At 69.2% G+C, this 24,671-nt stretch carries 21 protein-coding genes, 3 pseudogenes and 1 riboswitch; of the genes and pseudogenes, 12 read left to right on the forward strand and 12 right to left on the reverse strand.

Going from position 1 to position 24,671, the window contains the following annotated elements; all coding sequences use genetic code 11:
* The first annotated feature begins 49 nt into the window (after positions 1–49).
* Positions 50–616: a Uma2 family endonuclease gene (locus GBA65_RS14200; RefSeq protein ID WP_166397106.1), complete on the forward strand. Its 567-nt coding sequence runs from the start codon at positions 50–52 to the stop codon at positions 614–616.
* A gap of 52 nt (positions 617–668) precedes the next feature.
* On the opposite strand, the gene GBA65_RS14205 is transcribed toward GBA65_RS14200, so the two are convergent.
* Positions 669–1,841, reverse strand: a complete 1,173-nt coding sequence (locus GBA65_RS14205; RefSeq protein WP_166397107.1) for a class I SAM-dependent rRNA methyltransferase — start codon at positions 1,839–1,841, stop codon at positions 669–671.
* A gap of 225 nt (positions 1,842–2,066) precedes the next feature.
* Here GBA65_RS14205 and GBA65_RS24485 point away from each other — a divergent pair.
* The 8 genes and pseudogenes from GBA65_RS24485 to GBA65_RS14245 all read left to right on the forward strand — a co-directional run.
* A pseudogene (locus GBA65_RS24485) lies at positions 2,067–2,381 on the forward strand (phytoene desaturase family protein); the annotation flags it as partial.
* Positions 2,382–2,383: 2 nt separating this feature from the next.
* The gene (locus GBA65_RS14215) at positions 2,384–3,517 is read left to right on the forward strand and encodes a phytoene desaturase family protein (RefSeq protein ID WP_228281348.1); all 1,134 of its coding nucleotides are present in this window, start codon (positions 2,384–2,386) and stop codon (positions 3,515–3,517) included.
* A gap of 5 nt (positions 3,518–3,522) precedes the next feature.
* On the forward strand, positions 3,523–4,479 hold the full coding sequence (locus GBA65_RS14220; protein WP_166397109.1) for a phytoene/squalene synthase family protein: 957 nt from the start codon (positions 3,523–3,525) through the stop codon (positions 4,477–4,479).
* A 304-nt stretch (positions 4,480–4,783) separates the two neighbouring features.
* Positions 4,784–5,620: a glycine/sarcosine N-methyltransferase gene (locus tag GBA65_RS14225; protein WP_207955783.1), complete on the forward strand. Its 837-nt coding sequence runs from the start codon at positions 4,784–4,786 to the stop codon at positions 5,618–5,620.
* The gene (locus tag GBA65_RS14230; protein ID WP_166397111.1) at positions 5,610–6,446 is read left to right on the forward strand and encodes an SAM-dependent methyltransferase; all 837 of its coding nucleotides are present in this window, start codon (positions 5,610–5,612) and stop codon (positions 6,444–6,446) included. Before GBA65_RS14225 ends, GBA65_RS14230 begins: the two co-directional genes overlap by 11 nt.
* Positions 6,447–6,557: 111 nt before the next feature.
* Positions 6,558–6,669: riboswitch (SAM riboswitch) on the forward strand.
* A 67-nt stretch (positions 6,670–6,736) separates the two neighbouring features.
* Positions 6,737–8,581, forward strand: coding sequence for a bifunctional homocysteine S-methyltransferase/methylenetetrahydrofolate reductase (locus GBA65_RS14235; RefSeq protein ID WP_166397112.1), 1,845 nt, complete (start codon positions 6,737–6,739; stop codon positions 8,579–8,581).
* A gap of 76 nt (positions 8,582–8,657) precedes the next feature.
* Positions 8,658–12,446: a methionine synthase gene (metH, locus tag GBA65_RS14240; RefSeq protein ID WP_166397113.1), complete on the forward strand. Its 3,789-nt coding sequence runs from the start codon at positions 8,658–8,660 to the stop codon at positions 12,444–12,446.
* Positions 12,447–12,680: 234 nt separating this feature from the next.
* A complete protein-coding gene (locus tag GBA65_RS14245; RefSeq protein WP_166398522.1) occupies positions 12,681–13,106 on the forward strand; it encodes a hypothetical protein in 426 nt (141 codons plus the stop codon).
* Positions 13,107–13,177: 71 nt separating this feature from the next.
* Here GBA65_RS14245 and GBA65_RS14250 read toward each other — a convergent pair whose 3' ends face one another.
* From GBA65_RS14250 to GBA65_RS14260, 3 genes are all read right to left on the reverse strand, one after another.
* The gene (locus GBA65_RS14250; protein ID WP_166397114.1) at positions 13,178–14,131 is read right to left on the reverse strand and encodes an LLM class F420-dependent oxidoreductase; all 954 of its coding nucleotides are present in this window, start codon (positions 14,129–14,131) and stop codon (positions 13,178–13,180) included.
* Between the two features lie 81 nt (positions 14,132–14,212).
* Positions 14,213–14,959 (reverse strand): fatty acid desaturase CarF family protein, encoded by a 747-nt coding sequence (locus GBA65_RS14255; RefSeq protein ID WP_166397115.1) that lies wholly within the window; start codon positions 14,957–14,959, stop codon positions 14,213–14,215.
* A gap of 122 nt (positions 14,960–15,081) precedes the next feature.
* The gene (locus GBA65_RS14260; RefSeq protein ID WP_166397116.1) at positions 15,082–15,723 is read right to left on the reverse strand and encodes a DUF4230 domain-containing protein; all 642 of its coding nucleotides are present in this window, start codon (positions 15,721–15,723) and stop codon (positions 15,082–15,084) included.
* 89 nt (positions 15,724–15,812) lie between these two features.
* On the opposite strand from GBA65_RS14260, the gene GBA65_RS14265 reads away from it, so the two are divergent.
* On the forward strand, positions 15,813–16,565 hold the full coding sequence (locus tag GBA65_RS14265; RefSeq protein ID WP_166397117.1) for an alpha/beta hydrolase: 753 nt from the start codon (positions 15,813–15,815) through the stop codon (positions 16,563–16,565).
* 111 nt (positions 16,566–16,676) lie between these two features.
* Here the strand turns inward: GBA65_RS14265 and GBA65_RS14270 are convergent, their stop codons facing one another.
* From GBA65_RS14270 to GBA65_RS26590, 5 genes and pseudogenes are all read right to left on the reverse strand, one after another.
* Positions 16,677–16,880 carry a YjzC family protein gene (locus tag GBA65_RS14270; protein WP_207955785.1) on the reverse strand — a complete coding sequence of 68 codons (204 nt, stop codon included), beginning with the start codon at positions 16,878–16,880 and terminating at the stop codon, positions 16,677–16,679.
* Positions 16,881–16,896: 16 nt separating this feature from the next.
* The gene (locus tag GBA65_RS23300; RefSeq protein WP_207955786.1) at positions 16,897–17,439 is read right to left on the reverse strand and encodes an ACT domain-containing protein; all 543 of its coding nucleotides are present in this window, start codon (positions 17,437–17,439) and stop codon (positions 16,897–16,899) included.
* 166 nt (positions 17,440–17,605) lie between these two features.
* A pseudogene (locus tag GBA65_RS26585) lies at positions 17,606–18,481 on the reverse strand (hydroxyacid dehydrogenase); the annotation flags it as partial.
* Complete coding sequence (locus GBA65_RS25365) at positions 18,478–19,152, reverse strand: pyridoxal-phosphate-dependent aminotransferase family protein (protein ID WP_166397120.1); 675 nt, start codon at positions 19,150–19,152, stop codon at positions 18,478–18,480. The gene GBA65_RS25365 and the pseudogene GBA65_RS26585, both read right to left, overlap by 4 nt.
* Positions 19,153–19,228: 76 nt before the next feature.
* Positions 19,229–19,636: pseudogene (locus GBA65_RS26590) on the reverse strand (aminotransferase class V-fold PLP-dependent enzyme); the annotation flags it as partial.
* Between the two features lie 326 nt (positions 19,637–19,962).
* On the opposite strand from GBA65_RS26590, the gene GBA65_RS14290 reads away from it, so the two are divergent.
* Positions 19,963–20,862: a hypothetical protein gene (locus GBA65_RS14290; RefSeq protein WP_166397121.1), complete on the forward strand. Its 900-nt coding sequence runs from the start codon at positions 19,963–19,965 to the stop codon at positions 20,860–20,862.
* Positions 20,863–20,919: 57 nt separating this feature from the next.
* On the opposite strand, the gene GBA65_RS14295 is transcribed toward GBA65_RS14290, so the two are convergent.
* From GBA65_RS14295 to gatB, 3 genes are all read right to left on the reverse strand, one after another.
* A complete protein-coding gene (locus GBA65_RS14295) occupies positions 20,920–21,390 on the reverse strand; it encodes an IlvD/Edd family dehydratase (RefSeq protein ID WP_166397122.1) in 471 nt (156 codons plus the stop codon).
* Between the two features lie 106 nt (positions 21,391–21,496).
* The gene (locus GBA65_RS14300) at positions 21,497–22,168 is read right to left on the reverse strand and encodes a hypothetical protein (RefSeq protein ID WP_166397123.1); all 672 of its coding nucleotides are present in this window, start codon (positions 22,166–22,168) and stop codon (positions 21,497–21,499) included.
* Positions 22,169–22,172: 4 nt separating this feature from the next.
* Entirely contained in the window at positions 22,173–23,558 is a 1,386-nt protein-coding gene (gene gatB, locus GBA65_RS14305; RefSeq protein WP_407691097.1) for an Asp-tRNA(Asn)/Glu-tRNA(Gln) amidotransferase subunit GatB, read from the reverse strand.
* Between the two features lie 229 nt (positions 23,559–23,787).
* Between gatB and GBA65_RS14310 the strand changes: the two genes are divergently transcribed.
* Positions 23,788–24,633, forward strand: a complete 846-nt coding sequence (locus tag GBA65_RS14310) for a GGDEF domain-containing protein (RefSeq protein ID WP_166397125.1) — start codon at positions 23,788–23,790, stop codon at positions 24,631–24,633.
* Positions 24,634–24,671: the final 38 nt, after the last annotated feature.

Genomic DNA, 24,671 nt, shown 5'->3' on the forward strand with positions numbered 1-24,671 from the left:
GTGCCCTTTGTATACTCCTCCCAGGTCCAGCGTACCGGAGGAAGCGCAAATGGAGACGCAAGTAGAGGCACGGGCAACGCGGCGGCTCTTCACGGCGGACGAGTTCCACAAGATGGCCGAGGCCGGGATACTACACGAGGACGACCGGATCGAGCTCATCGAGGGGGAATTGATCGAGATGGCCGCCATAGGCACGAGGCACTTCGCGTGCGTCAACACGCTCACTAGACTGCTGGTCCGAACCGTCGGCGATGCGGCCATCGTCAGCGTGCAGAACCCTGTGGCGCTGCGCAGCGATTCGGAGCCGCAGCCGGACCTCGTGGTGCTCGAGGGCAAGGACTACAGAGATGCCTTGCCCGGCCCGGAGGATGTGCTCTTGCTGATCGAGGTCTCCGACACGACGCTGAGGTACGACCGGGAGACGAAGCTCCCCCTCTACGCCCGTTCGGGAGTACGGGAGGCGTGGATCGTCGACCTGAACAACGGGGCGGTGGAGCGGCACACGGAACCCTTCGAGAGCGGCTACCGACACGTCCGGCGGGCCGGCAAGAGGGGGTCGCTCGCCTCCGAAGTGCTCCCGGAGATCACGCTGAAGGTCGACGATCTCGTCGGCTGATTGATGATTGTCCGTTTGCGGGTCCGACCTGCTCGACGGCCTTGTCGATAAGTTACGACCGCTCCAGGATCGCGCACTTGAGGTAGCGGGTCTCGGGGATCGTGAGGACCTCCGGGTGGTCGGAGGACTGCCCGCGCCACTCGCGGATGCGCATGGTCCGTCCGGCGTCGGCGGCGGCCGAGCGCAGGGTCTCCTCCATGGTCTCGCGCGAGAAGTGGTAGGAGCAGGAGCAGGTGACGAGGACGCCGCCCGGCGCGAGCATCTTCATGGCGCGCAGGTTGATCTCCTTGTAGGCGCGCGTCGCCCTGGGGACCTCGCGCCTCGTCTTGGCGAAGGCCGGCGGGTCCAGGATCACGGCGTCGTAGACCTCTCCCGCGTCGGAGCGCTCCCTGAGCAGGTCGAAGGCGCTCGCCCTCGTGCAGGTCAGGTTCTCGAGGCCGTTCAACTCGGCGTTGCGCCGGGCGGCGTCGAGGGCGCCGCCGCTCGAATCCACCGCCTCCACCCGCTCCGCCGTGCGCGCGGCGTGCAGGGCGAAGCCGCCGGCGTAGGTGAAGACGTCGAGGACCCTTGCGGCGCCCTCGACGTACCGGGCGGCGGCCATGTGATTCTCGCGCTGGTCGAGAAAGGAGCCGGTCTTCTGGCCCGTGGCGAGGCGCGCCTCGTATCGGATCGGCCCCTCGCGCGCGACGACGAGGTCCGGGACCTCGCCGGAGAGCGCCCGTACCCCGACGGGCAGGCCCTCCTTTTTGCGGGAGGCGGCATCCCCCCGGAGGAGGACGCCGGCGGGGGCGGTCAGGTCCCCCAGGGCGGGCAGGATCCAGGCGAGGCGCCTCTCGACGGCCGCTGAGCCTATCTGGAGGACGAGGTAGTCGCCGTAGCGGTCGACGACGAGGCCGGGGAGGCCGTCGGCCTCGGAGTGGACGAGGCGGTAGGCGTCGGCGTCTATCCCCAGGGACTCGCGGTAGGCCAGCGCTCTCTCAATGCGGCCGCGGAACCAGGCCTCGTCCGTCTCCTCGTCCTCGCGGGTTGCGATGCGCAGGGAGATCTCGCTATGGGGGTTGTAGAAGGCGCGTCCCAGGGAGCGGCCCGCCCGGTCGGTCACGCGGACCACGTCGCCCGTCTCGCCCTCGGCCTCGGCTACGTCGGAGCGGTAGATCCAGGGGTGTCCGGCCCTCGCCCGCGCGGCGCCCTTGCCCTTGAGTACCGCCCGTCCCGTCGTCTGCATGCCGCTCCTGTGCTCTCCTTTACCCGTCCGCGCGGCCCTCCCTGCTAGGATCGCGTGGGTATACTCAATATATCGCCCTTCTCGGGCGGGACCTGCGGAGAGAGGCGGACGGATTTGACCACGACTACGGGGCCTTCGACAACGAGTGCTGTGCGTCCGGGCAAGCGGGTCGCGGTCGTGGGGGCCGGGATGGGCGGTCTCGCAGCGGCGATCCGGCTGAGGCTCATGGGCTTCGAGGTCGACGTCTTCGAGAAGAACGGCCAGATCGGGGGCCGCGTGGGGCGCCTCGAGGAGGCCGGCTTCACGTTCGACACGGGCCCGACCCTCCTCCTCATGACCGACGTCTACCGCGACCTCTTCAGGGAGGCCGGACGGAACCTGGACGACGAGATCGACCTGATGCCGCTCGACCCGAACTACCGGGTCCACTTCGGGGACGGCGACTCCATAAAGGTCTCCTCGAACCTCCCCACCCTCATCCCGGAGCTCGAGCGCGTGGAGCCGGGCGTCACGCCCCGCTTCTACCGCTTCATGGAGGACGCGTGCCTGAAGTACCGCCTGGGGCGCAGCGAGTTCGTCGAGCGCGACTTCGAGGGGGCCGGGGACTTCTTCGGGCCGCGCAACCTGAGGCTCCTCCTCAAGACGAAGGCCGTGAACAACTACTACAAGTCCGTCTCCCGCTTCTTCCGGACGGACAAGCTGCGCCAGACGTTCTCGTTCCAGACCATGTACCTCGGCCTCTCCCCTTCGAGGCGCCGGCGGTCTACGCCCTCCTCCCCTACACCGAGCTCGCCGAGGATGGGCTCTGGTTCCCGCGGGGGGGCATGTACGAGATCGTGCTTGCGATGGGGAGGCTCGCGGGGGACCTCGGGGTCGGGATACACCTGAACAGCGCGGTCGAGGAGATCGTGGTCGACGGCGGCCGGGCGAGCGGGGTGCGCGTGAACGGCGAGGCCCACTCCGCCGACGCGGTGCTCGCGAACGCGGACCTGCCGTACGTCTACCGCAAGCTCCTGCCGAGCGCGGCGGGGACGAGGGACTTCCGGTTCAAGCTGAGGAAGCGCGAGAAGCTCCTGTACACCGCCTCGTCCTTCATGATGTACCTCGGGCTCGACCGCGAGCTCGACCACCTCTCGCACCACAACGTGTATCTCTCGTCGCGCTACGAGGAGAACTTCCGCCAGATCTTCGACGAGCGCCGCCTCCCCGACGACCCGTCCTTCTACACGAACGTCCCCTCCCGCACCGACCGCAACGCCGCCCCCGAAGGGATGGAGTCGCTCTACGTCCTCGTCCCCACCCCGCACCTCGGCGAGAACGTCGATTGGGAGAAGGAAGGTCCGGCTTTCAAGGAGAAGATGTACGACCTCATAGAGGAAAAGGCGGGCATCCCGGACCTCCGCAGCCACGTGGCGTACGAGAAGATCAAGACGCCCCAGGACTGGCTCTCGGACTACAACCTCGAGGAGGGCGCGGCGTTCGGGCTCGGGCACGGCATCTTCCAGGTCGGCTACTTCCGCCCGCCGATGGTCTCCAAGGCCGTCCCGAACCTTTACTTCGTCGGCGCGAGCACGCGTCCGGGGACCGGCGTGCCGCTCGTGACCATAGGGGCGAAGCTCGTCGCCGGGCGCATGGGGCGGGAGCTTCTCGGTAGCACCTCGGCGGTCGGGGTCTAGGGATCGTGCGCCTCGACCCGGCGAAGGACGGGCCGCTCGCGGGCGCCGACCTGACCCTCGCCGGGTGCTACGAGCTCTGCCGCCGCATACACAAGGCTCACAGCCGGACCTACTACTTCTCGACGAGCCTCTTTCCGAAGGAGGTCCGGCCGCACGTCCACGCCCTCTACGGCTTCATGCGCTACGCCGACGAGATCGTGGACAACCCCGGCGCCACCTCCCTGGAGGAGCAGCTCTCGGGCCTCGAGGCGTTCGAGGCGGAGACCCTCGCGGCGGTCCGCGGCGAGCCCGTCCCGAACCCCGTCTTGCGCGCCTTCGCGAGCACCGTGAACGGGCGCGGCATCGGGACGCACCTGATCTCGGCGTTCATGCGCAGCATGAAGATGGACACCCACGTCTTCCGCTACGAGACCTACGAGGACTTGCAGGCCTACACCTACGGCAGCGCAGCCGTCGTCGGCCTCATGATGTGCCGCGTCGTCGGGGCGGAACACGAGGAGGCGGCCCCCCACGCGGAGGCTCTGGGCGTCGCGATGCAGCTCACCAACTTCCTCAGGGACGTCGGGGAGGACTGGGCGCGCGGGCGCGTCTACCTGCCGGTGGAGGACCTGAAGCGCTTCGGGTACGGCGAGGAGGAGCTCGGGCGCGGCGTGATCGACGGCAGGTTCGTGGCGCTGATGCGCCTCGAGATGGCCCGGGCGCGCGAGCTCTACGCCTTCGCCCACGAGGGGATGAAGTACATCCCGCGCGGGCGCCGCTACCCCGTCGTCGTGGCGCTGGAGCTCTACGCTGCGATCCTGGACCGCATAGAAGCCTCCGGGTACGACGTCTTCACCCGCCGCGCCGAGACCTCCTTCCCCCACAAGCTCAGGGTCGCCGCCGCCGTGGCGGCCCGGGACCCGGGCGAGATCCCCGCCCGGCTGCGGCCCGGGTCCGCCGCGAGCACCCCGGCCGCGAGGTAGGAAAAGAAACATACTTTTAATGCTTTTTTGTGTTGCGCGTCACATCGATGCGTGTATAGTATGCGCCATGCTTTGAAAGGAAGAGGGCATGAGGGGCGCAGAACGCGTCGAGAAGAGCGGCGAAACATTTAATGCGCGCCCGGCTTCGCATGCCGGACGCATAGGGAAGCATCATGGGGACGGAGAGACGGTGGGTCCTCCGTCGCGTCGCGTATGTCCGGCTTCGGGGGGAGGTCCTGGGGCGTAGGGGGCACCGGTATTGAGAAGATCATCATGTTCTGTCTCAAGAGGGGAGAAAACACCCGTGACCGCTCACGAGCGGCAATCGTTTGGTGACGATCCGGTCAAGGTAAGGGAGACCGACCACTACAGGATCGAGTACATAAAGAGCTTCGTCGAGAAGTGGGACGAGCTTATCGACTGGGGCTCTCGCGCCGAGAGCGAGGGCGACTTCTTTATCCGCCAGCTCAAGGAGCGCGGGGCGAGGCGGATCCTCGACGTCGCGACCGGGACCGGCTTCCACTCCGTCAGGCTGTTGAACGAGGGCTTCGAGGTGGTGAGCGTCGACGGGAGCGCCGCGATGCTCGCCAAGGCGTTCGAGAACGGCCTGGAGCACGGGGGGCACATCCTGAGGACGGTACTTGCGGACTGGCGCTTCCTCAACCGGGACGTGCACGGCGAGTTCGACGCGATCATCTGCCTCGGCAACTCCTTCACGCACCTCTTCTCCGAGCACGACCGGAGAAAGACCCTCGCCGAGTTCTACGCGATGCTCCGCCACGACGGCGTCCTGATCCTGGACCAGCGCAACTACGACGCCATCCTGGACGGCGACTACGAGGCGAGCCACACGTACTACTACTGCGGCGAGGCGGTCGACGCCGCGCCGGAGCACGTGGACGAGGGGCTCGCGAGGTTCCGCTACGGCTTCCCGGACGGCTCGGTCTACCACCTGAACATGTTCCCCCTGCGCAAGGAGTACACCCGCCGCCTCATGCGCGAGGTCGGCTTCCAGCGCGTCGAGACCTACGGGGACTTCCAGCAGTCCTACCGCGAGGACGGGCCGGACGGCCCTGACTTCTTCGTCCACGTCGCCGAGAAACTCTACGTCGAGGGCGGGGGGGCAGCAGATGAGCGGTAGAGGATCCAGCGCGGTGAACACGGCCCGCGACTACTACAACTCCCCCGACGCCGACCGATTCTACTCGACGGTCTGGGGCGGCGAGGACATCCACGTCGGGCTGTACGAGAGCCCGGACGAGCCGATCTTCACGGCGAGCCGCAGGACGGTGGAGCGCATGGCGGCTAGCCTCCCCACCCTCGGCCCCGATAGCCGCGTCCTCGACATGGGCTCGGGCTACGGGGGCTCGGCGCGCTACCTCGCGAACGCGGCGGGCTGCCGCGTCGTCGCGCTGAACCTGAGCGAGGTCGAGAACGAGCGCGCCCGCGAGCTCAACCGCGAGAAGGGGCTGAGTGGGCTCGTGGAGGTCGTGGACGGGAGCTTCGAGGCCATCCCGTTCGGGGACGAGCACTTCGACGTGGTGTGGTCGCAGGACGCGATCCTGCACAGCGGCGAGCGCGAGACGGTCCTGCGGGAGGTGGCCCGCGTCCTCAAGCCCGGCGGCAGGTTCACCTTCACCGACCCCATGCAGTCCGACGACTGCCCGGACGGGGTGCTCCAGCCCATCCTCGACCGCATCCATCTCGGCTCCCTCGGGAGCCCGGGCTTCTACCGCCGCGCGGCCGGCGAGGCGGGCCTGAAGGAGGTGGACTTTGAGGACCACTCCGGGCAGCTCCCCACCCACTACGCCCGCGTCCTGGAAGAGACGGAGAAGCGGGAGGACGAGCTTCTACGGAGCGTCGACGAGGGGTACATCCGGCGGATGAAGAAGGGCCTCCGGCACTGGGTCGACGGCGGGAACAACGGGTATCTCGCGTGGGGGATCTTCCGCTTCGACGCGCCTTAGGGGGGCCGGCGCGGGGCGCCCGGGGAGGGCTCGCGCGAGTTGTAAAGCGGGTCCTCCCGTGGTAGTTTCAACGGACCAGACGCCGCGCGACGAGAGGTTCTCGGGGCGCGGCTCTCATCGAGAGCGGTGGAGGGACGGGCCCCGAGAAGCCGCGGCAACCGGCGAGAGTTCGGCTCTCGTGCCAGGTGCCAAATCCCGCGGAGGAGGCTCCGGAAGATGAGGCGATGGTCTTACCTTTCCTTCCCGCCCCTTGGCATGGCTCGTTGTAGATGCAGAGAGGGGTTTGTCTTTTGTTGGATCTGAGGGAGAAGCTCGACGGCCGGCTCCTCGTCGGCGACGGCGCGATGGGGACGCTCTTGGCCGCTCGCGGGGTGGGCTACGGCCACCCCTACGACCGGGCGAACCTGACGCACCCGCAGGTGGTCCGGGCCGTCCACGAGGAGTACGTGCGCGCCGGCGCCCGGGTCATCGAGACGAACACCTTCTCCGCCAACGCGACGAAGCTCGCCCTCAAGAACCTCGGCGACAGGACGCGGGAGATCAACGTCGAGGGCGCCCGGCTCGCCCGGAGCGCGGTCGAGGGCGCTCTGCCGGCGGGCGAGGACGCGATCGTGCTCGGCGCGGTGGGCCCCCTCGGGCGGCCCCTCGCCCCCATCGGGCCGATCCGGCCGGAGGAGGCGCGGGCCGTCTTTCTGGAGCAGGCCGAGGCGCTCCTCGAGGGCGGTGCCGACGCGATCCTCCTGGAGACCTTCGTGGATCTGGCGGAGCTCAAGATAGCGTACGATGCGGTGGCGTCCCTCGGGGTGCCCGTGATCGCGCACAAGACCTTTGTCGAGGACGGGGAGACGCTCGCCGAGGGGCTGCCCGGGAAGGTGGCGCGCGACATCTCCTCGTGGGGGGCCGAGGGCCTGCTTCTACCGGGCTCGAACTGCACCGTGGGGCCGCAGCGGATGCTCGGGATCGCGGAGGCGATGGCCTCCGAGGTCGGCCCCGTCGCCGCCTACCCGAACCCCGGCCTCCCCCAGCTCGTGAACGGCGTGGTCCGCTACAACCAGGACGTCGGGCACTTCGCCGAGTACGGGCTGAAGCTGGCCCAGGCCGGCGCGCGTATCGTCGGCGGCTGCTGCGGCACCACCCCGTCGCACGTCCGGGCGCTCGCCGAGGCGCTCCGGGACTTCGAGCCGGAGACGAGGTCGGCCCGGCGCGTCTCCGTCTCTTCCCCTGAGCTGGAGACCGAGAGGGCGGCGGTCGAGCCCCGGACGGGGTTCGCGCGGAAGATAAAGGAGGGGTTCGCGGTCGCGGTCGAGGTGGATCTGCCGCGCGGGCACGACGTCTCGGGGGTGGTCGAGGCGGCGAAGGCGCTCAAGGAGCGCGGGGTACACGCGATAGACATCTCGGACGGGGCGCGGGCGCGCCTCCGGATGCACCCGGTCGCGGTTGCGAGGATCGTGCAGGAGCAGGCCGGGATCGAGGTGGTGGCGCACATGAGCTGTCGCGACCGGAACATCATCGGGTTGCAGGCGGACCTCTTGTCGGCGGCGGCGCTCGGGGTCAAGAACATCCTCGCGGTCACGGGGGACCCGGCCCAGATCGGGGACTACCCCGAGGCGACGAGCGTCTTCGACACCGACGCCGTCGGCCTCGTACACGTCCTCTCGAAGATGAACCGGGGCGAGGACCTGGCGGGCAACCCCATCGGCGAGCCGCCGGGGTTTCTGATCGGTGCCTCCTTCAACCCGACCGCCGAGGACCTCGACGCGGAGGTCGACAAGCTCCGGCGCAAGGTCGGGGCGGGGGCGCACGCGTTCTGGACCCAGCCCGTCTTCGAGCTCGGGGCGCTGGAGAGGGCGCTGGAGAAGATCCAGGACATGGACGTCACCCTCCTCCTGGGCCTGATGCCCCTGAGGAGCGGGAGGCAGGCCGAGTTTCTCCACCACGAGGTCCCCGGGATAAACATCCCCGAGAGCGTGCGGAAGAAGCTTGCGGAGCTCTCCGCCGAGGACGCCCCGAAGTACGGCGTGGAGGTCGCGCAGAACCTGCTCGCGAAGGCGAAGCCGCTGGTGGGCGGGGCCTACCTCATGCCCCCCGCCTCGATGCCGCATCTCGCCGGCGACGTCGTCGAGGCAGTGGCCTAGGGGGCGTCGGCGCCGGAGAAGCCAGCACGGCGGGTAATCGGTCGGTAGGCCGAGTTTCAGCTCTAACAGGAGGAACATGGGCCAGAACACCACAAAAGAGGAGAGGGAGGCCCGGGCGCAGGAGTTCCGGGACCTGCTCGGGCAGCGCATCGTGATCCTGGACTGCGCGATGGGGACCATGATCCAGAGCTACGACCTCACCGAGGAGGACTACCGGGGGGAGCGCTTCGCCGACCACCCCGGGGAGCTCAAGGGGAACAACGACCTGCTCTCCATCACGCAGCCCAAGATCATCCGCGACATCCACGAGGCCACGCTGGAGGCGGGCTCGGACGTCATCGAGACGAACACCTTCTCCTCCACCTCCATCGCCCAGAAGGACTACGCGCTGGAGGACCTCGCCTACGAGCTGAACTTCGAGGCGGCGCGCGTCGCGCGGGAGGCCGCCGACTTCTACTCCGAGAAAGGGCCCGATAAGCCGCGTTTCGTGGCGGGCGCCCTGGGACCTACGAACCGGACCGCCTCGCTCTCGCCGGACGTCAACAACCCCGGCTTCCGGAACGTAACCTTCGACGAGCTCGCCGCCGCGTACAAGGAGGCGACGCGGGGGCTCGTGGAGGGCGGGGTCGACCTGTTGCTCGTGGAGACGATCTTCGACACGCTGAACGCGAAGGCGGCGATCTTCGGCATCCAGGAGTACCTCGAGGAGGAGGGGCTCGACGTGCCGCTCATGATCTCGGGGACGATCACCGACGCGAGCGGGCGCACCCTCTCGGGGCAGGTGACGGAGGCTTTCTACAACTCCGTGCGCCACGCGGACCCCGTCAGCATCGGCCTGAACTGCGCCCTGGGCTCCAAAGAGCTCAGGCAGTACATCGAGGAGCTCGCGCGCGTCTCCGAGGGATGCGTCAGCGCCTACCCGAACGCGGGGCTCCCGAACGAGTTCGGCGAGTACGACGAGAGCCCGGAGTACATGGCCGAAGAGATCGGGGAGTGGGCCGAGGCCGGGTGGCTGAACATCGTCGGCGGCTGCTGCGGGACCACGCCGGACCACATCCGCGCGATCGCCGAGGCCGTCGAGGGATGCGCGCCGCGCCGTCTCCCCGAGGTGGACGGGGACGAGGCGCGCGTCACGCGTCTGTCGGGCCTGGAGCCGTTGAACATCGGGCCGGACTCGCTGTTCGTGAACGTCGGGGAGCGGACGAACGTGACGGGCTCGCGCCGGTTCAAGGACCTGATCCTCTCGGGCGACTACGACACGGCGCTGGACGTGGCCCGCCAGCAGGTCGAGAACGGCGCGCAGGTTATAGACATCAACATGGACGAGGGGATGCTCGACGGCGAGGAGGCGATGGTCACGTTCCTGAACCTCGTCGCCGCCGAACCGGACATCTCGCGCGTCCCGGTCATGATCGACTCCTCCAAGTGGAGGATCGTCGAAGAGGGCCTCAAGCGCGCGCAGGGCAAGGCCATCGTCAACTCCATCAGCATGAAGGAGGGCGAGGAGGAGTTCGTCCGCCAGGCGAAGCTCCTAAAGAGGTACGGAGCGGCCGTGGTCGTCATGGCTTTCGATGAGAAGGGCCAGGCGGACACGAAGGAGCGGAAGGTCGAGATCTCGGCCCGCGCGTACAAGATCCTCACGGAAGAGGTTGGCTTCCCGCCCGAGGACATAATCTTCGACCCGAACGTCTTCGCCATCGCGACCGGCATCGACGAGCACAACAACTACGGGGTGGACTTTATCGAGGCGGTCGGCGAGATCTCCGCCAGGCTCCCCCACGCCCGCACCTCGGGCGGCATCTCGAACGTCTCGTTCTCCTTCCGGGGCAACGAGCCGGTGCGCGAGGCGATCCACGCCGTCTTCCTCTACCACGCCATCCGCAACGGCCTCACCATGGGCATCGTCAACGCAGGCCAGCTCGGCGTCTACGACGACATCGACGCGGAGCTGAAGGAGGCCGTCGAGGACGTGGTCTTGAACCGCCGCGACGACGCCACCGAGAAGCTCCTGGAGCTCGCGGAGAAGTACCGCGACCGGGGCGAGGAGGCCGAGGAGGAGGCGCTGGAGTGGCGCTCGTGGCCGGTCGAGAAGCGGCTGGAGCACGCGCTCGTCAAGGGGATCGCGGACTTCGTCGAGGACGATACCGAGCTGGCGCGCCAGAACGCGGACCGTCCGATAGAGGTGATCGAGGGTCCCCTCATGGACGGGATGAACGTCGTCGGCGACCTCTTCGGCGCGGGGAAGATGTTCCTGCCGCAGGTCGTCAAGAGCGCGCGGGTGATGAAGAAGGCCGTCGCCTACCTCATACCGTACATCGAGGCGGAGAAGGGCGAGGCGAGGAAGCCGAACGGCACGGTCGTCATGGCGACCGTGAAGGGCGACGTCCACGACATCGGGAAGAACATCGTCGGCGTGGTCTTGCAGTGCAACAACTTCGAGGTCATCGACCTTGGGGTGATGGTCCCGGCGGCGAAGATCCTCCAGACCGCGAAGGAGAAGGGCGCCGACGTCGTCGGGCTCTCCGGGCTCATCACGCCTAGCCTCGACGAGATGGTACACGTGGCGAGCGAGATGCAGCGCGAGGGCCTCGACCTGCCGCTCCTGATCGGCGGGGCGACGACCTCGCAGACGCACACGGCCGTAAAGATCGCGCCGAGCTACGAGCACCCGACGATCCACGTCAAGGACGCCTCCCGGGCCGTCGGCGTGGTGCAGAACCTGGTGAGCGAGGGCGGGGGCAAGGAGGCCTACGCGAAGGGGATAGCGGAGGAGTACGAGGCGGTGCGCACCAAGCACGCCGGCCGCCGCTCCAAGACCAGGATCGCGCCGCTCCCGAGGGCCCGGGCGAACCGGACGCAGATAACCTGGGAGGGCTACGAGCCGCCGAAGCCGAAAATCCTCGGCGTCCGCTCGTTCGAGGACTACCCGCTGGAGGAGATCCGGAGCTACATAGACTGGACGCCCTTCTTCCACTCCTGGCAGCTCAAGGCGAGCTACCCCCGCATCCTCGACGACCCGGAGAAGGGCGAGGAGGCGAAGAAGCTCTTCGCCGACGCCCAGAATCTCCTCGACCGCGTCATCGAGGAGGGCTGGCTCACCGCCCGCGCCGTCTTCGGCCTCTTCCCGGCGAGCGCCCTGCCGAACGACTCGGTCGAGGTCTACGCGGACGAGGGGCGCACCGAGGTCCTGACGGAGCTCCACTTCCTGCGCCAGCAGAAGCAGAAGCCGCCCGGCCGCCCGAACCGCTCCCTCGTCGACTACGTCGCCCCGAAGGAGACGGGGCTGGAGGACCACGTGGGCATGTTCGCCGTGACCGCCGGTATCGGGGCGGACGAGGCGGCGAGGCGCTTCGAGGAAGAGAACGACGTCTACAACGCGATCATGGTCAAGGCCCTGGCCGACCGGCTCGCCGAGGCGTTCGCCGAGCTCTTGCACGAGCGGGTCCGCAAGGAGTTTTGGGGCTACGCCACCGACGAGGGCCTGGACACCGAGGCGATCATCCGCGAGGAGTACCGGGGCATCAGGCCCGCCCCCGGCTACCCGGCCTGCCCGGAGCACACCGAGAAGCGCACCCTCTGGGAGCTTCTAGGCGTCGAGGAGAACGCCGGCATCTCCCTCACGGAGAGCTGCGCCATGACCCCGGGCGCCGCCGTCAGCGGCTACTACTTCTCGCACCCCGAGTCCCAGTACTTCGGCGTCGCCGAGATCGGGCGCGATCAAGCCGCCGACTACGCCGAGCGCAAGGGCATGACGCTTGCCGAGGCCGAGAAGTGGCTCTCCCCCAACCTCGCCTACGACCCCGAGGAAGGGAACAGCGAGGGGGCGACCGCGGTCCCGCAGGCCCAGAGCAAGGCCGCGCGCTAGCCCCCGGTCCGTCGGTAGGAGGTCCGCGAAGCCCGGTGGTACGGGGAGCCCTTCCCGTACCACCGGGCTTCTCTCGTCGAAGATCTGCACGACCCGGCCTCCCATGAGTAGGTCCGGCCTCCCGGGGTAGGAACGAGTTCCAGGAGCGGTGACGGCTAGATTCTCGGAGGTCAAACGGTGTCTATGAGCGCGGCGGTAAAAGGGTTGGCGGCAGGGTTTGCGGGGGTCGCGGTGATGACCGCCGTGGAGAAGGTGGAGCAGGCGTTCACCCAACGGCCGAACTCGTTCGTCCCCGCGCATACCCTGGAGCGCGTCCTCCGGCTCCAGGAGAAGCCCGACGACGAGCGCCTGTTTCTGAACTGGGCCATGCACTACGGGCAGGGCGCGCTGCTCGGCGCGGTGCGCGCCCTCATGGCGGAGCGCGGGTTCCGCGGCCCGGTCGGCTCGTTCATGCTGCTCAACCTGCGCCTCCTGAACGACCAGACGCTGGAGAACGCTACCGGCGTCGGCGCTCCCCCGTGGACGTGGCCCGTCGACGAGCAGGCCATCGACCTGCTGCACAAGGCGGTCTACGCCTTCGCCACCGGGACCTTTGTCGACAGGCTCGTCCCAGGACCGGCGGGCGTCCCCGAGCCGCGCAAGCGCTGGAGAGCCCGCTAGGTTCGGTAACCTGCGCGAGGAGCCCCGGCGCAACCGGGAGCGAACCCGGGTGCGGGATCAAGCAGGAGGCGCTAGCGGAACTCCGGCAGGATCTCCTCGCGGTACAGCTCGAAGAAGGCCTCCATGTTGCCCCCGATCTGGGAGACGTAGACCTCGTCGTAGCCGGCCTCGTCGTATTGGCGGATGGTCTCGCGGTGCGGCTCGGGGTCGGGGCCGCAGGGGATGGCTTCGGCGATCATCTCCTCGGTGACGAGCTGCGTGGCCTGCTCGAAGTGCCGCGGGGTGGGCAGGACCTGGGCGAGCTCGCCGGGCAGCCCCTCGTTGGCCCAGAGCCGGTAGGCGGTCTTGCGCCGCTCGGCCTCGTCCTCGCCGTAGCAGACCTTGAAGGCGCCGTGGGCGGGCTTGTCGCCGCCGCCGGAGGAGCGGAAGAGGTTCAGGAGGTCGGCGTCGGGGGCGACGTTCATGTAGCCGTCCCCGATCCTCCCGGCGAGCTGCGTCGCCTTGGGGCCGAAGCCGGAGACGAGGATGGGCGGAGGCTCGTCGGGGAGGGTGTAGATCCGGGCGTTCTCGACGGCGTAGTGGCGGCCCTCATAGTCCGAGACGCCGCCCTCCCAGAGGAGGCGCATGACCTCGATGGCCTCTTCGAGCATCTCCAGGCGCACGTCGGTGGAGGGCCAGGCGTCGCCGAAGATGTGCTCGTTCAGCGCCTCGCCGGAGCCCACGCCGAGGCCGAAGCGCCCGGGCAGCATCGCCGCCGAGGTCGCGGCGGCCTGGGCGATCACGGCGGGGTGAATGCGAATGGTCGGGCAGGTGACGGCGGTGTAGACGGGGATGCGGGAGGTCACCTGCGAGAGGCCCCCGATCACGCTCCACACGAACGGGCTCTGGCCCTGCTCGTCGTTCCACGGGTGGTAGTGGTCCGAGATCCAGAGCGCCTCGAAGCCTGCACCTTCGGCCATCCGGGCCTGCTCCAGAAGCTCCAGCGGCCCGTACTCCTCGCAGGACAAGAAATATCCGACCCTCATGCGAACCTCCCGTCGACGAACCTCTGACTCCCTGCCGATCCGGTCCTACCCCCAGCGCCGTGGGAGTAACCCGCGGGGCCCTTACCGCTCGTTGAGGCTCCCGTCTCGCTCGACGCGCAGGCGCGGGTCGGTGCCGGGAATGATGCGCCGGATCAGGCGCTCTGTCCGCTCGAAGAACATGGTCCGGTCGAGCAGCGGGTTCCAGACGCCCACGGTGATGCAATAGTAAGTATCGTAGGGGCTGGCGTGGTGAACGTCGTGGTGCTGCCCCGAGAGGATCACACCGCGCTCCTGTAGCCACGACGCTACGGCCGGCGGCTCCTCCATGTGCGCCCACTTGTGAAACTGGTTTGTTAGGAACACGCCGAGGCAGAGCATGAGGAAGAACGCGCCGAACAAGGCTCCGGCGACCGTCGCCGCGACGGGGACGAAGAGCCAGACCAGCAGCATGAACGGGATGCTTACCAGGCTGTTGTTGCCGTTCGTGTCGACGAAGTCGTGGGTGGTGATGCCCTTGGGGTCGACGTGGTGCTCGCGGAAGGCGTCGATAAACCCGCGCCCGATGATCGGGGTCTCCGAAGACCCGAAGTTGTCCGCCAGAAAGTGAACGAAGCCGGAGATCAGATCCGCCGCAAGGTAAGCCGCGATCGCGAGGAGGGGCAGCAACCACGCGTAACCGGAGGCCGCTATCCCCTGATAGATCTCCACGCCCAGCAGGATCGCGAGCACGAAGAAAGATGCAATCCCGAAAAGCTCTAATGAGTAGTGCCCCGTACTGGTCTCGGGACGGAGGCGCGCTCCGCCCTCGATCTCTTGCTGCCCGGCCACGGTCTACCTCCACGATAAAGTATACGGTCGAGCGTTGTACGAAGGAAGCCGCGTTCCCGGATCATCGGGGCGGCACGGGACCCGCCGCTTTGTTCCGTCCGGCGGCCGGTCCCACCGGAGGCTTAGCGGAACCGCACCTCCCTGAAGCCCAGCGTGAGGGCGAAGGCGCGGATGCTCTCCTCGGCGTTCGTCTCCGCCTGCTCGAGGATGCCGTTCTCGCGCGCGGCCGCCTCGATCTCCTCGACCGCCTCGGCGCGGGCCTCCTCGACCAGCTCGTCGTCGGGGCGGAGGTTCAGCGGGCTGAAGTCGCGGTCGTAGACGCCCGTCTCCCGTTCGTCGAGGCTCGCGGAGAAGACCTCGGGCTCGGGGAGCCGGATCGTGACGACGCCGCCCTCGACCCGCACGTCCTCCTCGCCTATGCGCGCCAGGTCTACCCCGGCCTCGACGTCGCCGGAGGCGATGAGCAGGACCCTCTCGCCGGAGAAGAAACGCTCCAGCCCAGTCCCCCCGCTCTCGCGGGTCACGGGCACGGACTCGGTCCAGCGCACGGTCGCGAGGCGGTCGAGATCCTGTATGCCCTCCACCACGGTCGGTCCCGTCGTCGTCCGCGCCGGGGCGTCCTCGAACAGGAGGGGGCCCACGATCGGCACGCGACCCAGAAAGTCCGCCCGGCTGATCCCGATCCCCAGGGCCACGGAAAGGAGCACGAGCAAGACCGCCAGAATCAGCGTGCTCCGGAATCCCCCGCCTCTAGCCTTGCCCACCACCAGCCTCCCGAGCCCGTAGAATCCTGCCGCGGATTCTACCCCACCCTATAATCCCTGCTCTAAAAGAGATCCGAGGAGGACACACGATGGAGCAGGCGATCCTGGCGGGGGCGGAGCCGTTCCGCATGGAGGGGAACGAGACGGGGGTGCTCGTCTCGCACGGCTTCACCGGCACGACGCAGAGCGTGCGGCCCCTGGGCGAGGCCCTGGCGGCCGAGGGCTTCACGGTCGCGGGTCCCCGCCTGGAGGGGCACGGTACGACGATGGACGACCACGCGAAGAGCACCGCTCGCGGTTGGATCTCCTCTGTCGAAGAAGACCTCGCCTGGCTCGAGGGCCGCTGCGAGAACGTCTTTATCGCCGGCCTCTCGATGGGAGGGATGCTCTCGCTGTATTTCGCCGGCACGCGCCCCGACCTCATCAAAGGCGCCGTCCCCATCAACGCCTGCGTGTACCTCGACAACCCGGACCTCGCCCGCCTCGTCTTCGATCCCGCCGCCCCGCCGAGCGTCCCCGGCGTGGGCTCGGACATCAAGGCCCCCGGCGTCGAGGAGCTCGTCTACCCCGAGGTCCCCGTCCCGCCCCTCAAGGAGTTCATGGCGATCATGCGCGTCACCGACGACCTCCTCCCCGCCATCACGGCCCCGGTCCTCGTCCTGCAATCCCTCGAAGACCACGTCGTGCCCCCGGAGAACGGCCCACACATCCTCGAGAGGCTCGGCAGCACCGACAAGGAGCTCGTCCGCCTGGAGAACTCCTACCACGTCGCCACCCTGGACAACGACAAGGAGCTCATCGCCGAGCGCACGGTCCGCTTCATCCGCGACCACGGGGGCTGAGACCGGCTCACCCGGCGCCCCGAGGGGGAGGCCAAGAAGCGCAAAGACGTGAAGGGAGGGACCGGGGCAACGCTCGCCCCGGTCCCTCCCCGTAGACGCTCCCGCTCTCCTCTACGCCTGGATGTTCGTCTCCCGCCAGCGGGTGTGGGGGCCCACGCCGTCGGCCTCGGGGAAGGGCTCGCCCTTGGTGAGCTGGACGCGAACCGGGGGGAGCATGGTCCCCCGGTCGCAGACGTAGGTGCCGCTCACCGGGGCCTTGTCGCCCGGTTTGAAGGCCGGGCCGTAGCGCCGGTACCTGTCCAGTATGTCGTCCACGCCTTGGGGCACGCCGCTACAGGGTGATGGCGCGGGCTTCGCTGAAGCCCGGGATGGACAGGAGCTCCCGCAGGACCTCGTCGGGGACGGGGTCGTCGACCGTGATCGTCATGGCGGCGCGGGAGCCGGGCTCGCCGCGCCCGACCGCCATGTTGCCGATGTTGATCCCGTGGTCCCCGAGGACGGCGCCGATGCGCCCGATCATGCCGGGCTGGTCCTCGTTGCGGATGAAGAGCATGTGCTTCTCGGGCTCTATGTCCATGGTGTAGCCGAGGATCTCCACGATCCGGGGCCGCATGCGTGGCCCGACGAGCGTCCCGCTGACGGCGCTCTCGCCCCCGTCCTCCGACGGGAGCCTGAGCGTCACCAGGCTCGTGAAGTCCGCCGACTCCGAGGAGCGCGAGGTCTCGATCTTGAAGCCCCTCTCCTTCGCGAGGGCGGGCGTGTTGACGAAGTTCAGGGGCTCGTGCACCATCCTCGCGAGGAGGCCCTTCTGCGCCGAGACGTCCAGCAGACGGGTGTCGAAGTTCGCGACCTCGCCCCGGTAATCTATCTTCAACGAGTTCCCCGGCCGGTCGGTGAGCTGGTGCAGGACGCCGCCGAGGGCCTCGCACAGCCCGCGAACTGAGCCACGAACTCCGCCCCCTCGCCGGCCGGCACGGGGCGTTCAGGGCGTTCGTCGGGACGAGGCCGCGCAGCGCGATCGCGACCTGCTCGGCGGCGGTGACGCCGGCCCGGTCCTGGGCCTCGACCGTGCTCGCCCCGAGGTGGGGCGTGACGACGACGTTCGGGAGGCCGAAGAGCGGCGACTCCGTCGTCGGCTCCTCCTTGAAGACATCGAGGGCGGCGCCCGCGATCACGCCTTCTTTGAGCGCGTTGTACAGCGCCGTCTCGTCCACGATCCCGCCGCGCGCCACGTTGATGAGGTAGGCCGACGGCCTCATCCTCTCCAGGGCTCCGGAGTCGATCATGTTCATCGTCTGCGGCGTCCGCGGGACGTGCAGCGAGACGAAGTCCGAGCCCTCGAGGACCTCGGCGACGCTCCCGGCGCGCGCCACGTTCATCGAGCGCATGCGGTCCTCGGAGATGTACGGGTCGTACGCGAGGACGCGCATCCCCATGCCCAGAGCCCCACGCGCCACGATCGCGCCGACGTGCCCGAGCCCGATGAGCCCGAGCGTCTTCTCGGCGACCTCGACCCCCTTGAACGCGCTCCGCTTCCACTCGCCGCCCTTCAGGGAGGCGTCGGCCACGGGGATCTTCCGGGCGACCGCGAGCATCAGCCCGAGGGTCTGCTCGGCCGCCGCGATCGTGTTGCTCTCCGGGGCGTTGGCGACGATGATCCCGCGCTTCGTCGCCGCCTCGATGTCTATGTTGTCCACGCCGATGCCGGCTCGCCCGATCGCCTTGAGGTTCTCCGCCCGCTCGATGACCTCTGCGGTGACCTTCGTGGCGCTCCGGATGATGAGCCCGTCGTACTCGCCGATGGTCTCCAGAAGCTCCTCCGGCGAGAGGCCCAGGGTGACGTCGACCTCGAACTCCCTCCTCAGAAGCTCGACCCCGCTCTCGGCGAGGGCCTCGGTGATGAGAACCTTCGTCACGCGGTCACCCCGGTCTTCGAGAAGACCCGCTGCGCGGCACCCACGCCGCGCCCGAGCTCGACGGGGTAGTCGAGGGACTCCAGCGCGAGCTCGGCGGCGGCGATCGTGGCGATGATGTCGTAGGAGTCGAAGAACCCGCAGTGGCCTATACGGAAGATCCTGCCGGTCATCTCGCCCTGGCCGCCCGCGATCTGTATGCCGTGCTCCCTGAAGAGCATCTTGACGAACTGCTTGCCGTCGATGCCGTCCGGCACCCACGCCGCCGTCACGGCCGAGTTCATGTCCTCATCCGGCCCGAAGAGCGAGAGGCCCATCCCCTTTATCCCCTCGCGCGACGCCCTGCCAAGCAAAACGTGGCGCTTGAAGACCTCCTCGACCCCCTCGGCCAGAATCTGCTGCAACGCGACGTCGAGCTGGATGATGAGGCTGACGGCCGGCGTCCACGCCGTCTGCGAGGGGTCCTTCTCGTACGCCTTCTTCGCCGCCGTCCAGTCGAAGTAGTACCGCGGCATCCGGGAGTCGGCGTGCATGGCCATCGCCTTCTCGCTGACGCTCACGAAGCCCAGGCCCGGGGGCGTCATGAGGGCCTTCTGAGACCCCGCGACCACCACGTCCACGCCCCACTCGTCCGTCCGCAAGGTGCACGCCCCGAGCCCGGAGACCGCGTCCACGGATCGTCACGACGCTCGACGCGGCCTTCGCGAAGCCCTCGATGTCGTTGACCGTGCCGGTGGAGGTCTCCGAGAGGACGCAGACCGCGGCCTTTATGCCCGGGTCGTTCCGGAGGGCGCTGGCGACCTCGTCGTTGTCCGCCTTGACGCCCCAGTCGTACCTCAGCTCCGTTACCTCGAGGCCGAAGGCCTGGCTCATCTTCACCCAGCGGTTGCCGAAGTTGCCGTTGTTGACCACGAGGATCTTGTCGCCCGGCGAGAAGAGGTTCTGGATCGCGCCCTCGAAAGCCCCCGTACCGCTCGCCGCGTACGTAAAGACGTCGTTCTCCGTCAGAAAGACGCGCTTCAAGTTCTCGTTGACCCTCGTGAACACCTCGCCGAACTCCGGCGTCCGGTGGTGGATCACGGGCAGCGCGCCCGCGGCCGAAACCTCCGGCGGAATCGGCGTCGGGCCGGGCGACATCAAACGGTACTTGTTCATCATGGTCTAGGAAGCTCCCTCTTGTGCTACGTACGACTGAACAACGGGCCTATTCTAGTGATTATGCGCCGCGATGACCACAAACTAGCGCAGAAAACTACAAGCCGTTACTAGCCTCTCCCCTGTCCCGTCCCCCGGCGAAACGCCCCTCCCTGTCCGAAACGCGCGTTCGGGGCAATACGGGTGAGAAGAGTTACACGACCGGGCGACGAGCCGAGGACGAGGCCGGGCGGTGCGGGGGCCGATGGGCTCGCGCCCCAGCGGTCCGCGCTCTCCCCCCGATAAGTTGGTTCGGGTACGCTACCCGAACAGTGTTCGTGGAGGCGAACGTGGCGAAGATGTTCTATGAGGTTGCGGAGGCGGCGGCGCTCCTCGGCGTCGCGAACGGCGAGCTGGAGGAGATGTTCTCCCTCGGAGAGCTGTCGCAGGTTGCGGTCGGCACGAGCCGGCGGCTCGTGCGCGTCCGGGACGTCGAGGCCGTCCTGGCTCGGGTGCACTCCGGCGGCCGCTTGAGGACCCGGCGCGAGTTCCGCGCCACGTCCGTCCCGGGGGCCGTCGAGAAGGCGGCCGCCGCTCTGGGCATCGCCCCCGAACGCGTCTCCTACCAGGTCCTGGAGCGGGGCAACCCCTGGTCGCCGGGCACCATGGCGAAGGAGGCTCGCATAGCCGTCGATCTGCCCGGGGACGCGCCGGAGGACGGGCCCGCACCGGCCGCCCAGAAGGCGGCCCCGGGGGACGCCCCATCCGCCGCCGGAGACGACCGCGAGGATCGAGCCCGCTACTACTACGCGCCCGAGCAGGCGGCGCGCCTCCTCGGCATCTCCGCGCACGAGGCGAACCTCCTGATCTACCGGAAGAAGCTGCCCACGGTCAACATCAACGATTACCGCTGGGTCACGAAGGAAGCCCTGGCCGGGTTGCTGGAGGAGCTCTCCCCCCCAGAGCTCGAGAGCCCGCCGAGCCCCTTCGCCATCCTCACCGCGCCGGAGGACGAGGCCCCCGGGCTCGGTACGCAGGAGATCAGGGACAGGGGCCCCGAGCTCCTCGAGCGCAGGGTGGAGGAGCTCGAGGAGGAGATCGAAGCCCTCAAGCGCGACCTGGAGCTGGAGAGGGGGCGGCGGGCCGCTGGGGTAGACCTCGACGACCGCTTCCGGCTCCCATCCACGCGAGGGCCCGCTTCGGAGCCCTCCGGGAGCGGTACGGACGGCACCCACTCGCTCGCCCCCTAGACCGCCGCACAGGACGCCCGTAGATGCGGGGGCGCGGCGTACCGGCGTTACGCGGCGCTAGCCGAACCCGGCCCCTTCGAGCGCGGGCAGCGCCGAGCGGGCGTAACGGGCCGCGTAACCGAAGGGGGAGCGCTCGGGCGCGACGAAGGGCTCCCTGCTCTCCAACTCGTCGGCGGAGATCCCGGTGCGGATGCGGCCCTCGACGAGGTCGAAGCGCAGGGTGTCGCCGTCCCGCAGCAGGCCCATCACGCCGCCGGAGACGGGCTCGGGCGAGAACAGCGAGATCCAGGGCGACTCCACGCCGGCCTTCGAGGGCGGCAGCCCGTCGGTGAGGACCGGCACGTCGAGGCCGGCCTCCGCCAGCGCCGCGCCCAGCCCGTCCAGGGCGAGCAGCCCCGGTCCACCGCGCGCCCCGCACCCCGTCACGACGAGGAGGTCCCCCCTCCACACGCCGCCGTCCAGGACCGCCTCGACCGCCTCCCGCTCCGAGGCGTAGACGCGGCACTCGCCGGCGATCTCCTCCAGCAAGGCGTCCGCCTGGCAGACCACCTCCGTCCCCGACGCCCGGCCGCGCGGGAGGGAGAGGCGACGCGCCCCGCCTCCGGGAGCGGGGGCGCCGCGGGCAGGCCCTCCTTCAGAGGCCCCGCCACCGTCGACGCGTCGTTGAGGGAGTCCCCCAGGGCGGCGAGCAGGCCGGCGGCGCCGTGCTCCCGGAGCCAGCCCGGGTCGGCGACGGCGGGGCTCTCGGGGCGAGGACCCGCACCATCGGGGAGAAGCCCGACACCCGGGCCTCCCGCGCCACGGCGGCGAGGTGAACGATAAGCTCCGGTCCCGCCCCCGCGGAGAGCCCGGCCCGAAGCGCGTTCGCGAGGGAGAACGTGCTGACCAGCGCGCCGGACCGCGGAAGTCCGGCCTCGGCCACCCTCGCGACCGTCTCGACCGCCCCCGCGCGCAGGGGAGCGACGCCCATCGCCGCCAGCGCGACCGAGAAAGGGGAGAGCGCCGGCAGCGCGACGGCCGGGAGATCCAGGCGCAGCGCCGCCACGAGCAGGCCGGCGAGGATCCCGGGCTCCTCGGCCCCGAGGACCACCGCGTCGATCGCGTTCCCGGCGCAGAAGAGCTCCGCCCAGTCCGCGACCCACTCCCGCCGCAGCGCGACGCCCCCGCCGGGAAGCTCCACGGGTGGCCCGAAGACGATCGGCTCCACGCCGGCCGCGGCGAGGTCTTCCGGGCTCAGGAGCGCCCCGGAGGGCACCGGAACGAGGACACGGGGCGGTTTGCCGCGTGCCGCGCCGCCGTTCGGCAAGGGGCTACCCGCCGTTCAGCTTCTCCATGAGGAGGGTGCGGACCCGGCCGCCGTCGGCGCTGCCGCGGCTGGCCTTCATGACCTGGCCGACGAGGAAGCCTACGACCTTCTTGTCGCCGTTGCGGACGCGCTCGGCCTCGTCGGGGTTCTCGGCGATGACGCCGTCGACCATGCCGGAGAGCTCGTCGCCGCCGACCGAGGCGAGGCCCTCGCGCTCGACGACCGCGGAGGGGGCCTCCCCCGTCTCGAAGACCGCCGCGAGCACGTCCTTGGCGGCGGAGCGGGAGATCGTGCCGTCCTCGACCAGCCCGATAAGCTCGACCATGTGCCCGGGGGTCGCCTTCGACCCGGAGACGTCCGTGCCGGACTCGTTCAGGAGGGCCCGGAGGTCGCCCGAGACCCAGTTTGCGGCCTGCTTCGGGTCGGCCCCGCCGGCGACGGCCTCCTCGTAGAACGAGGAGAGGTCGCGGTCGGCGGTGAGGACGCCCGCGGCGTAGTCCGAGAGGCCGTAGTCCCTGACGAAGCGGGCCTTCTTCTCGTCGGGGAGCTCGGGGAGGCGTTCCCTGATCTCGCGCACCCACGCCGCCGTGAGCTCCAGCGGAAGCAGGTCCGGCTCGGGGAAGTAGCGGTAGTCGTGGGCGAACTCCTTGCTGCGGAGCTCGTGGACCTCGTCGGCGACGGGGTCGTAGTGGACCGTCGCCTGCTCGACGCGCCCGCCGCTCTCCAGGATCTCGCGCTGGCGCTCCAGCTCCCGGACGATGCCTCGCTCGACGAAGCGGAACGAGTTCATGTTCTTGAGCTCGGTCTTGGTGCCGAAGGAGCCGTCGGGGTTGCGGATGGAGACGTTGGCGTCGCAGCGCATCTGGCCCTTCTCCATGTCGGCCTCGGAGACGCCGATGGCCTGGAGGATGGCCTTGAGGTGGTTCGCCGTCGCCCTCGCGGCCTCCGGCGAGGGGATGTCAGGCTCGGTGACGATCTCTATGAGCGGCGTACCCCCGCGGTTGAAGTCCACCATCGAGCCGACGGAGCCGTGCATCCGGCCCGACTCCCCGACGTGGACGTTTTTGGCGGCGTCCTCCTCGAGGTGCAGGCGGGTGATGCCCACGCGGATCGTCTCGTCGCCCACCGGCACGTCGAGGTGGCCGCCCGTGCAGATCGGGAGGTCGAACTGGGAGATCTGGTAGCCCTTCGGCAGGTCCGGGTAGAAGTAGTTTTTGCGCGCGAAGACGGACCTGTCGGCGACCTCGCAGTTGAGCGCGAGCCCCGCCATCGCCCCGAGCTCGACGGCCTTCTCGTTCGTGACCGGGAGCGCCCCGGGGTGGCCGAGGCAGACGGGGCAGGTGTGCGTGTTCGGCTCGTCGCCGTAGGTCACGCGGCAGGAGCAGAACATCTTCGTCCGGGTCGCGAGGTGCACGTGGAACTCGAGCCCGATGACCGCCTGATAGGTCCTTCTCTCCTGTGTCTGCACCCCGAAAACCCTCTGTCTAGCTCTCACTACCCTGCCTGATTCTAACATTCGCCCCCGGCGCCAGATGCGGGGTCGGGCCCGCTCGGGCCCCGCGCGGAGCGTGTTAACATCGTCCGCTGCTGAAGCTGTCGGCGGAGAGCAAGGAGGATGCATGGACGGCGGGCACGGCAGCGCGCACCTCATAGTCCTGCGGGGTCCCAACCTCGGCGCCCTGCACCGCCTGGAGGGGACCGAGGTCGTCGTGGGCGGCGACCCGTTCCGGGCGGGCGTGGTGCTCAACGACTCGCGGGTCGCGCCGGCGCACGCGAGGATCTTCCCCGGGCCCGGAGCGCACTACTTCGTCGAGCCGCTCGCGGGGGGGCCCGGCCGCACGGAGCTCAACGGCGAGGCCCTGATCGCCGCGCGCCCCCTGCGCGACGGCGACAGGCTCGCCCTCGGCGAGAGCCTGCTGGAGTTCTCCGAGCCCGACGCGCTGAAGGCAGAGCTCAACGAGAGCCTCCGGCGGGCGCTGAACGAGGACCACCTCACCGGGCTGCTCTCCAAACCACGCTTCGACGAGGAGTTCGAGGGGGCGCTCGCGGCGGCGCGGGCGAGGGAGGAGCCGCTCGGCGTCATCATGGCGGACGTGGACAACCTCAAGGAGATCAACGACGAGCACGGCCACCTCCTCGGGGAGTTCACCGTCGGGGAGGTCGGCCACATCCTCGATGCCGTTCTCGGGGAGGGACGCCGCAGGGCGACGCGCTTCGGCGGCGACGAGTACCAGGCCATCCTGCCCGGCGAGGACGCCCCGGCGACGGCCGCGCTGGCCGAGAGCGTCCGCAGCGCCGTCGAGGAGCACACCTTCGAGCGCGACGGCGTCACGGTAAGCCCCACGCTCTCCGTGGGCACGGCCGCCCACCCCGAGGCCGGATCGACGACCGACGACCTCACCCGCGCCGCCGACCGCGCCCTCTACCGCGCCAAGCAGGCCGGCGGCAACACCGTCAGCGAGTAGGCGGCGGCCGGGCGCCGACCATTCGTTCCCGCGTGGAG

Origin of the sequence: Rubrobacter marinus (assembly GCF_011492965.1) — a bacterium.
Classification (GTDB): domain Bacteria; phylum Actinomycetota; class Rubrobacteria; order Rubrobacterales; family Rubrobacteraceae; genus Rubrobacter_F; species Rubrobacter_F marinus.

Excerpts from the sequence above, each read along its gene's own strand:
- GBA65_RS14310 (WP_166397125.1), top strand. The coding sequence starts at position 23,788 with ATGGACGGCGGGCACGGCAGCGCGCACCTCATAGTCCTGCGGGGTCCC.
- metH (WP_166397113.1), top strand. The coding sequence starts at position 8,658 with ATGGGCCAGAACACCACAAAAGAGGAGAGGGAGGCCCGGGCGCAGGAG.
- GBA65_RS14230 (WP_166397111.1), top strand. The coding sequence starts at position 5,610 with ATGAGCGGTAGAGGATCCAGCGCGGTGAACACGGCCCGCGACTACTAC.
- GBA65_RS14200 (WP_166397106.1), top strand. The coding sequence starts at position 50 with ATGGAGACGCAAGTAGAGGCACGGGCAACGCGGCGGCTCTTCACGGCG.
- GBA65_RS14245 (WP_166398522.1), top strand. The coding sequence starts at position 12,681 with ATGACCGCCGTGGAGAAGGTGGAGCAGGCGTTCACCCAACGGCCGAAC.
- GBA65_RS14250 (WP_166397114.1), bottom strand. The coding sequence starts at position 14,131 with ATGAGGGTCGGATATTTCTTGTCCTGCGAGGAGTACGGGCCGCTGGAG.
- GBA65_RS14205 (WP_166397107.1), bottom strand. The coding sequence starts at position 1,841 with ATGCAGACGACGGGACGGGCGGTACTCAAGGGCAAGGGCGCCGCGCGG.
- gatB (WP_407691097.1), bottom strand. The coding sequence starts at position 23,558 with ATGTTCTGCTCCTGCCGCGTGACCTACGGCGACGAGCCGAACACGCAC.
- GBA65_RS14265 (WP_166397117.1), top strand. The coding sequence starts at position 15,813 with ATGGAGCAGGCGATCCTGGCGGGGGCGGAGCCGTTCCGCATGGAGGGG.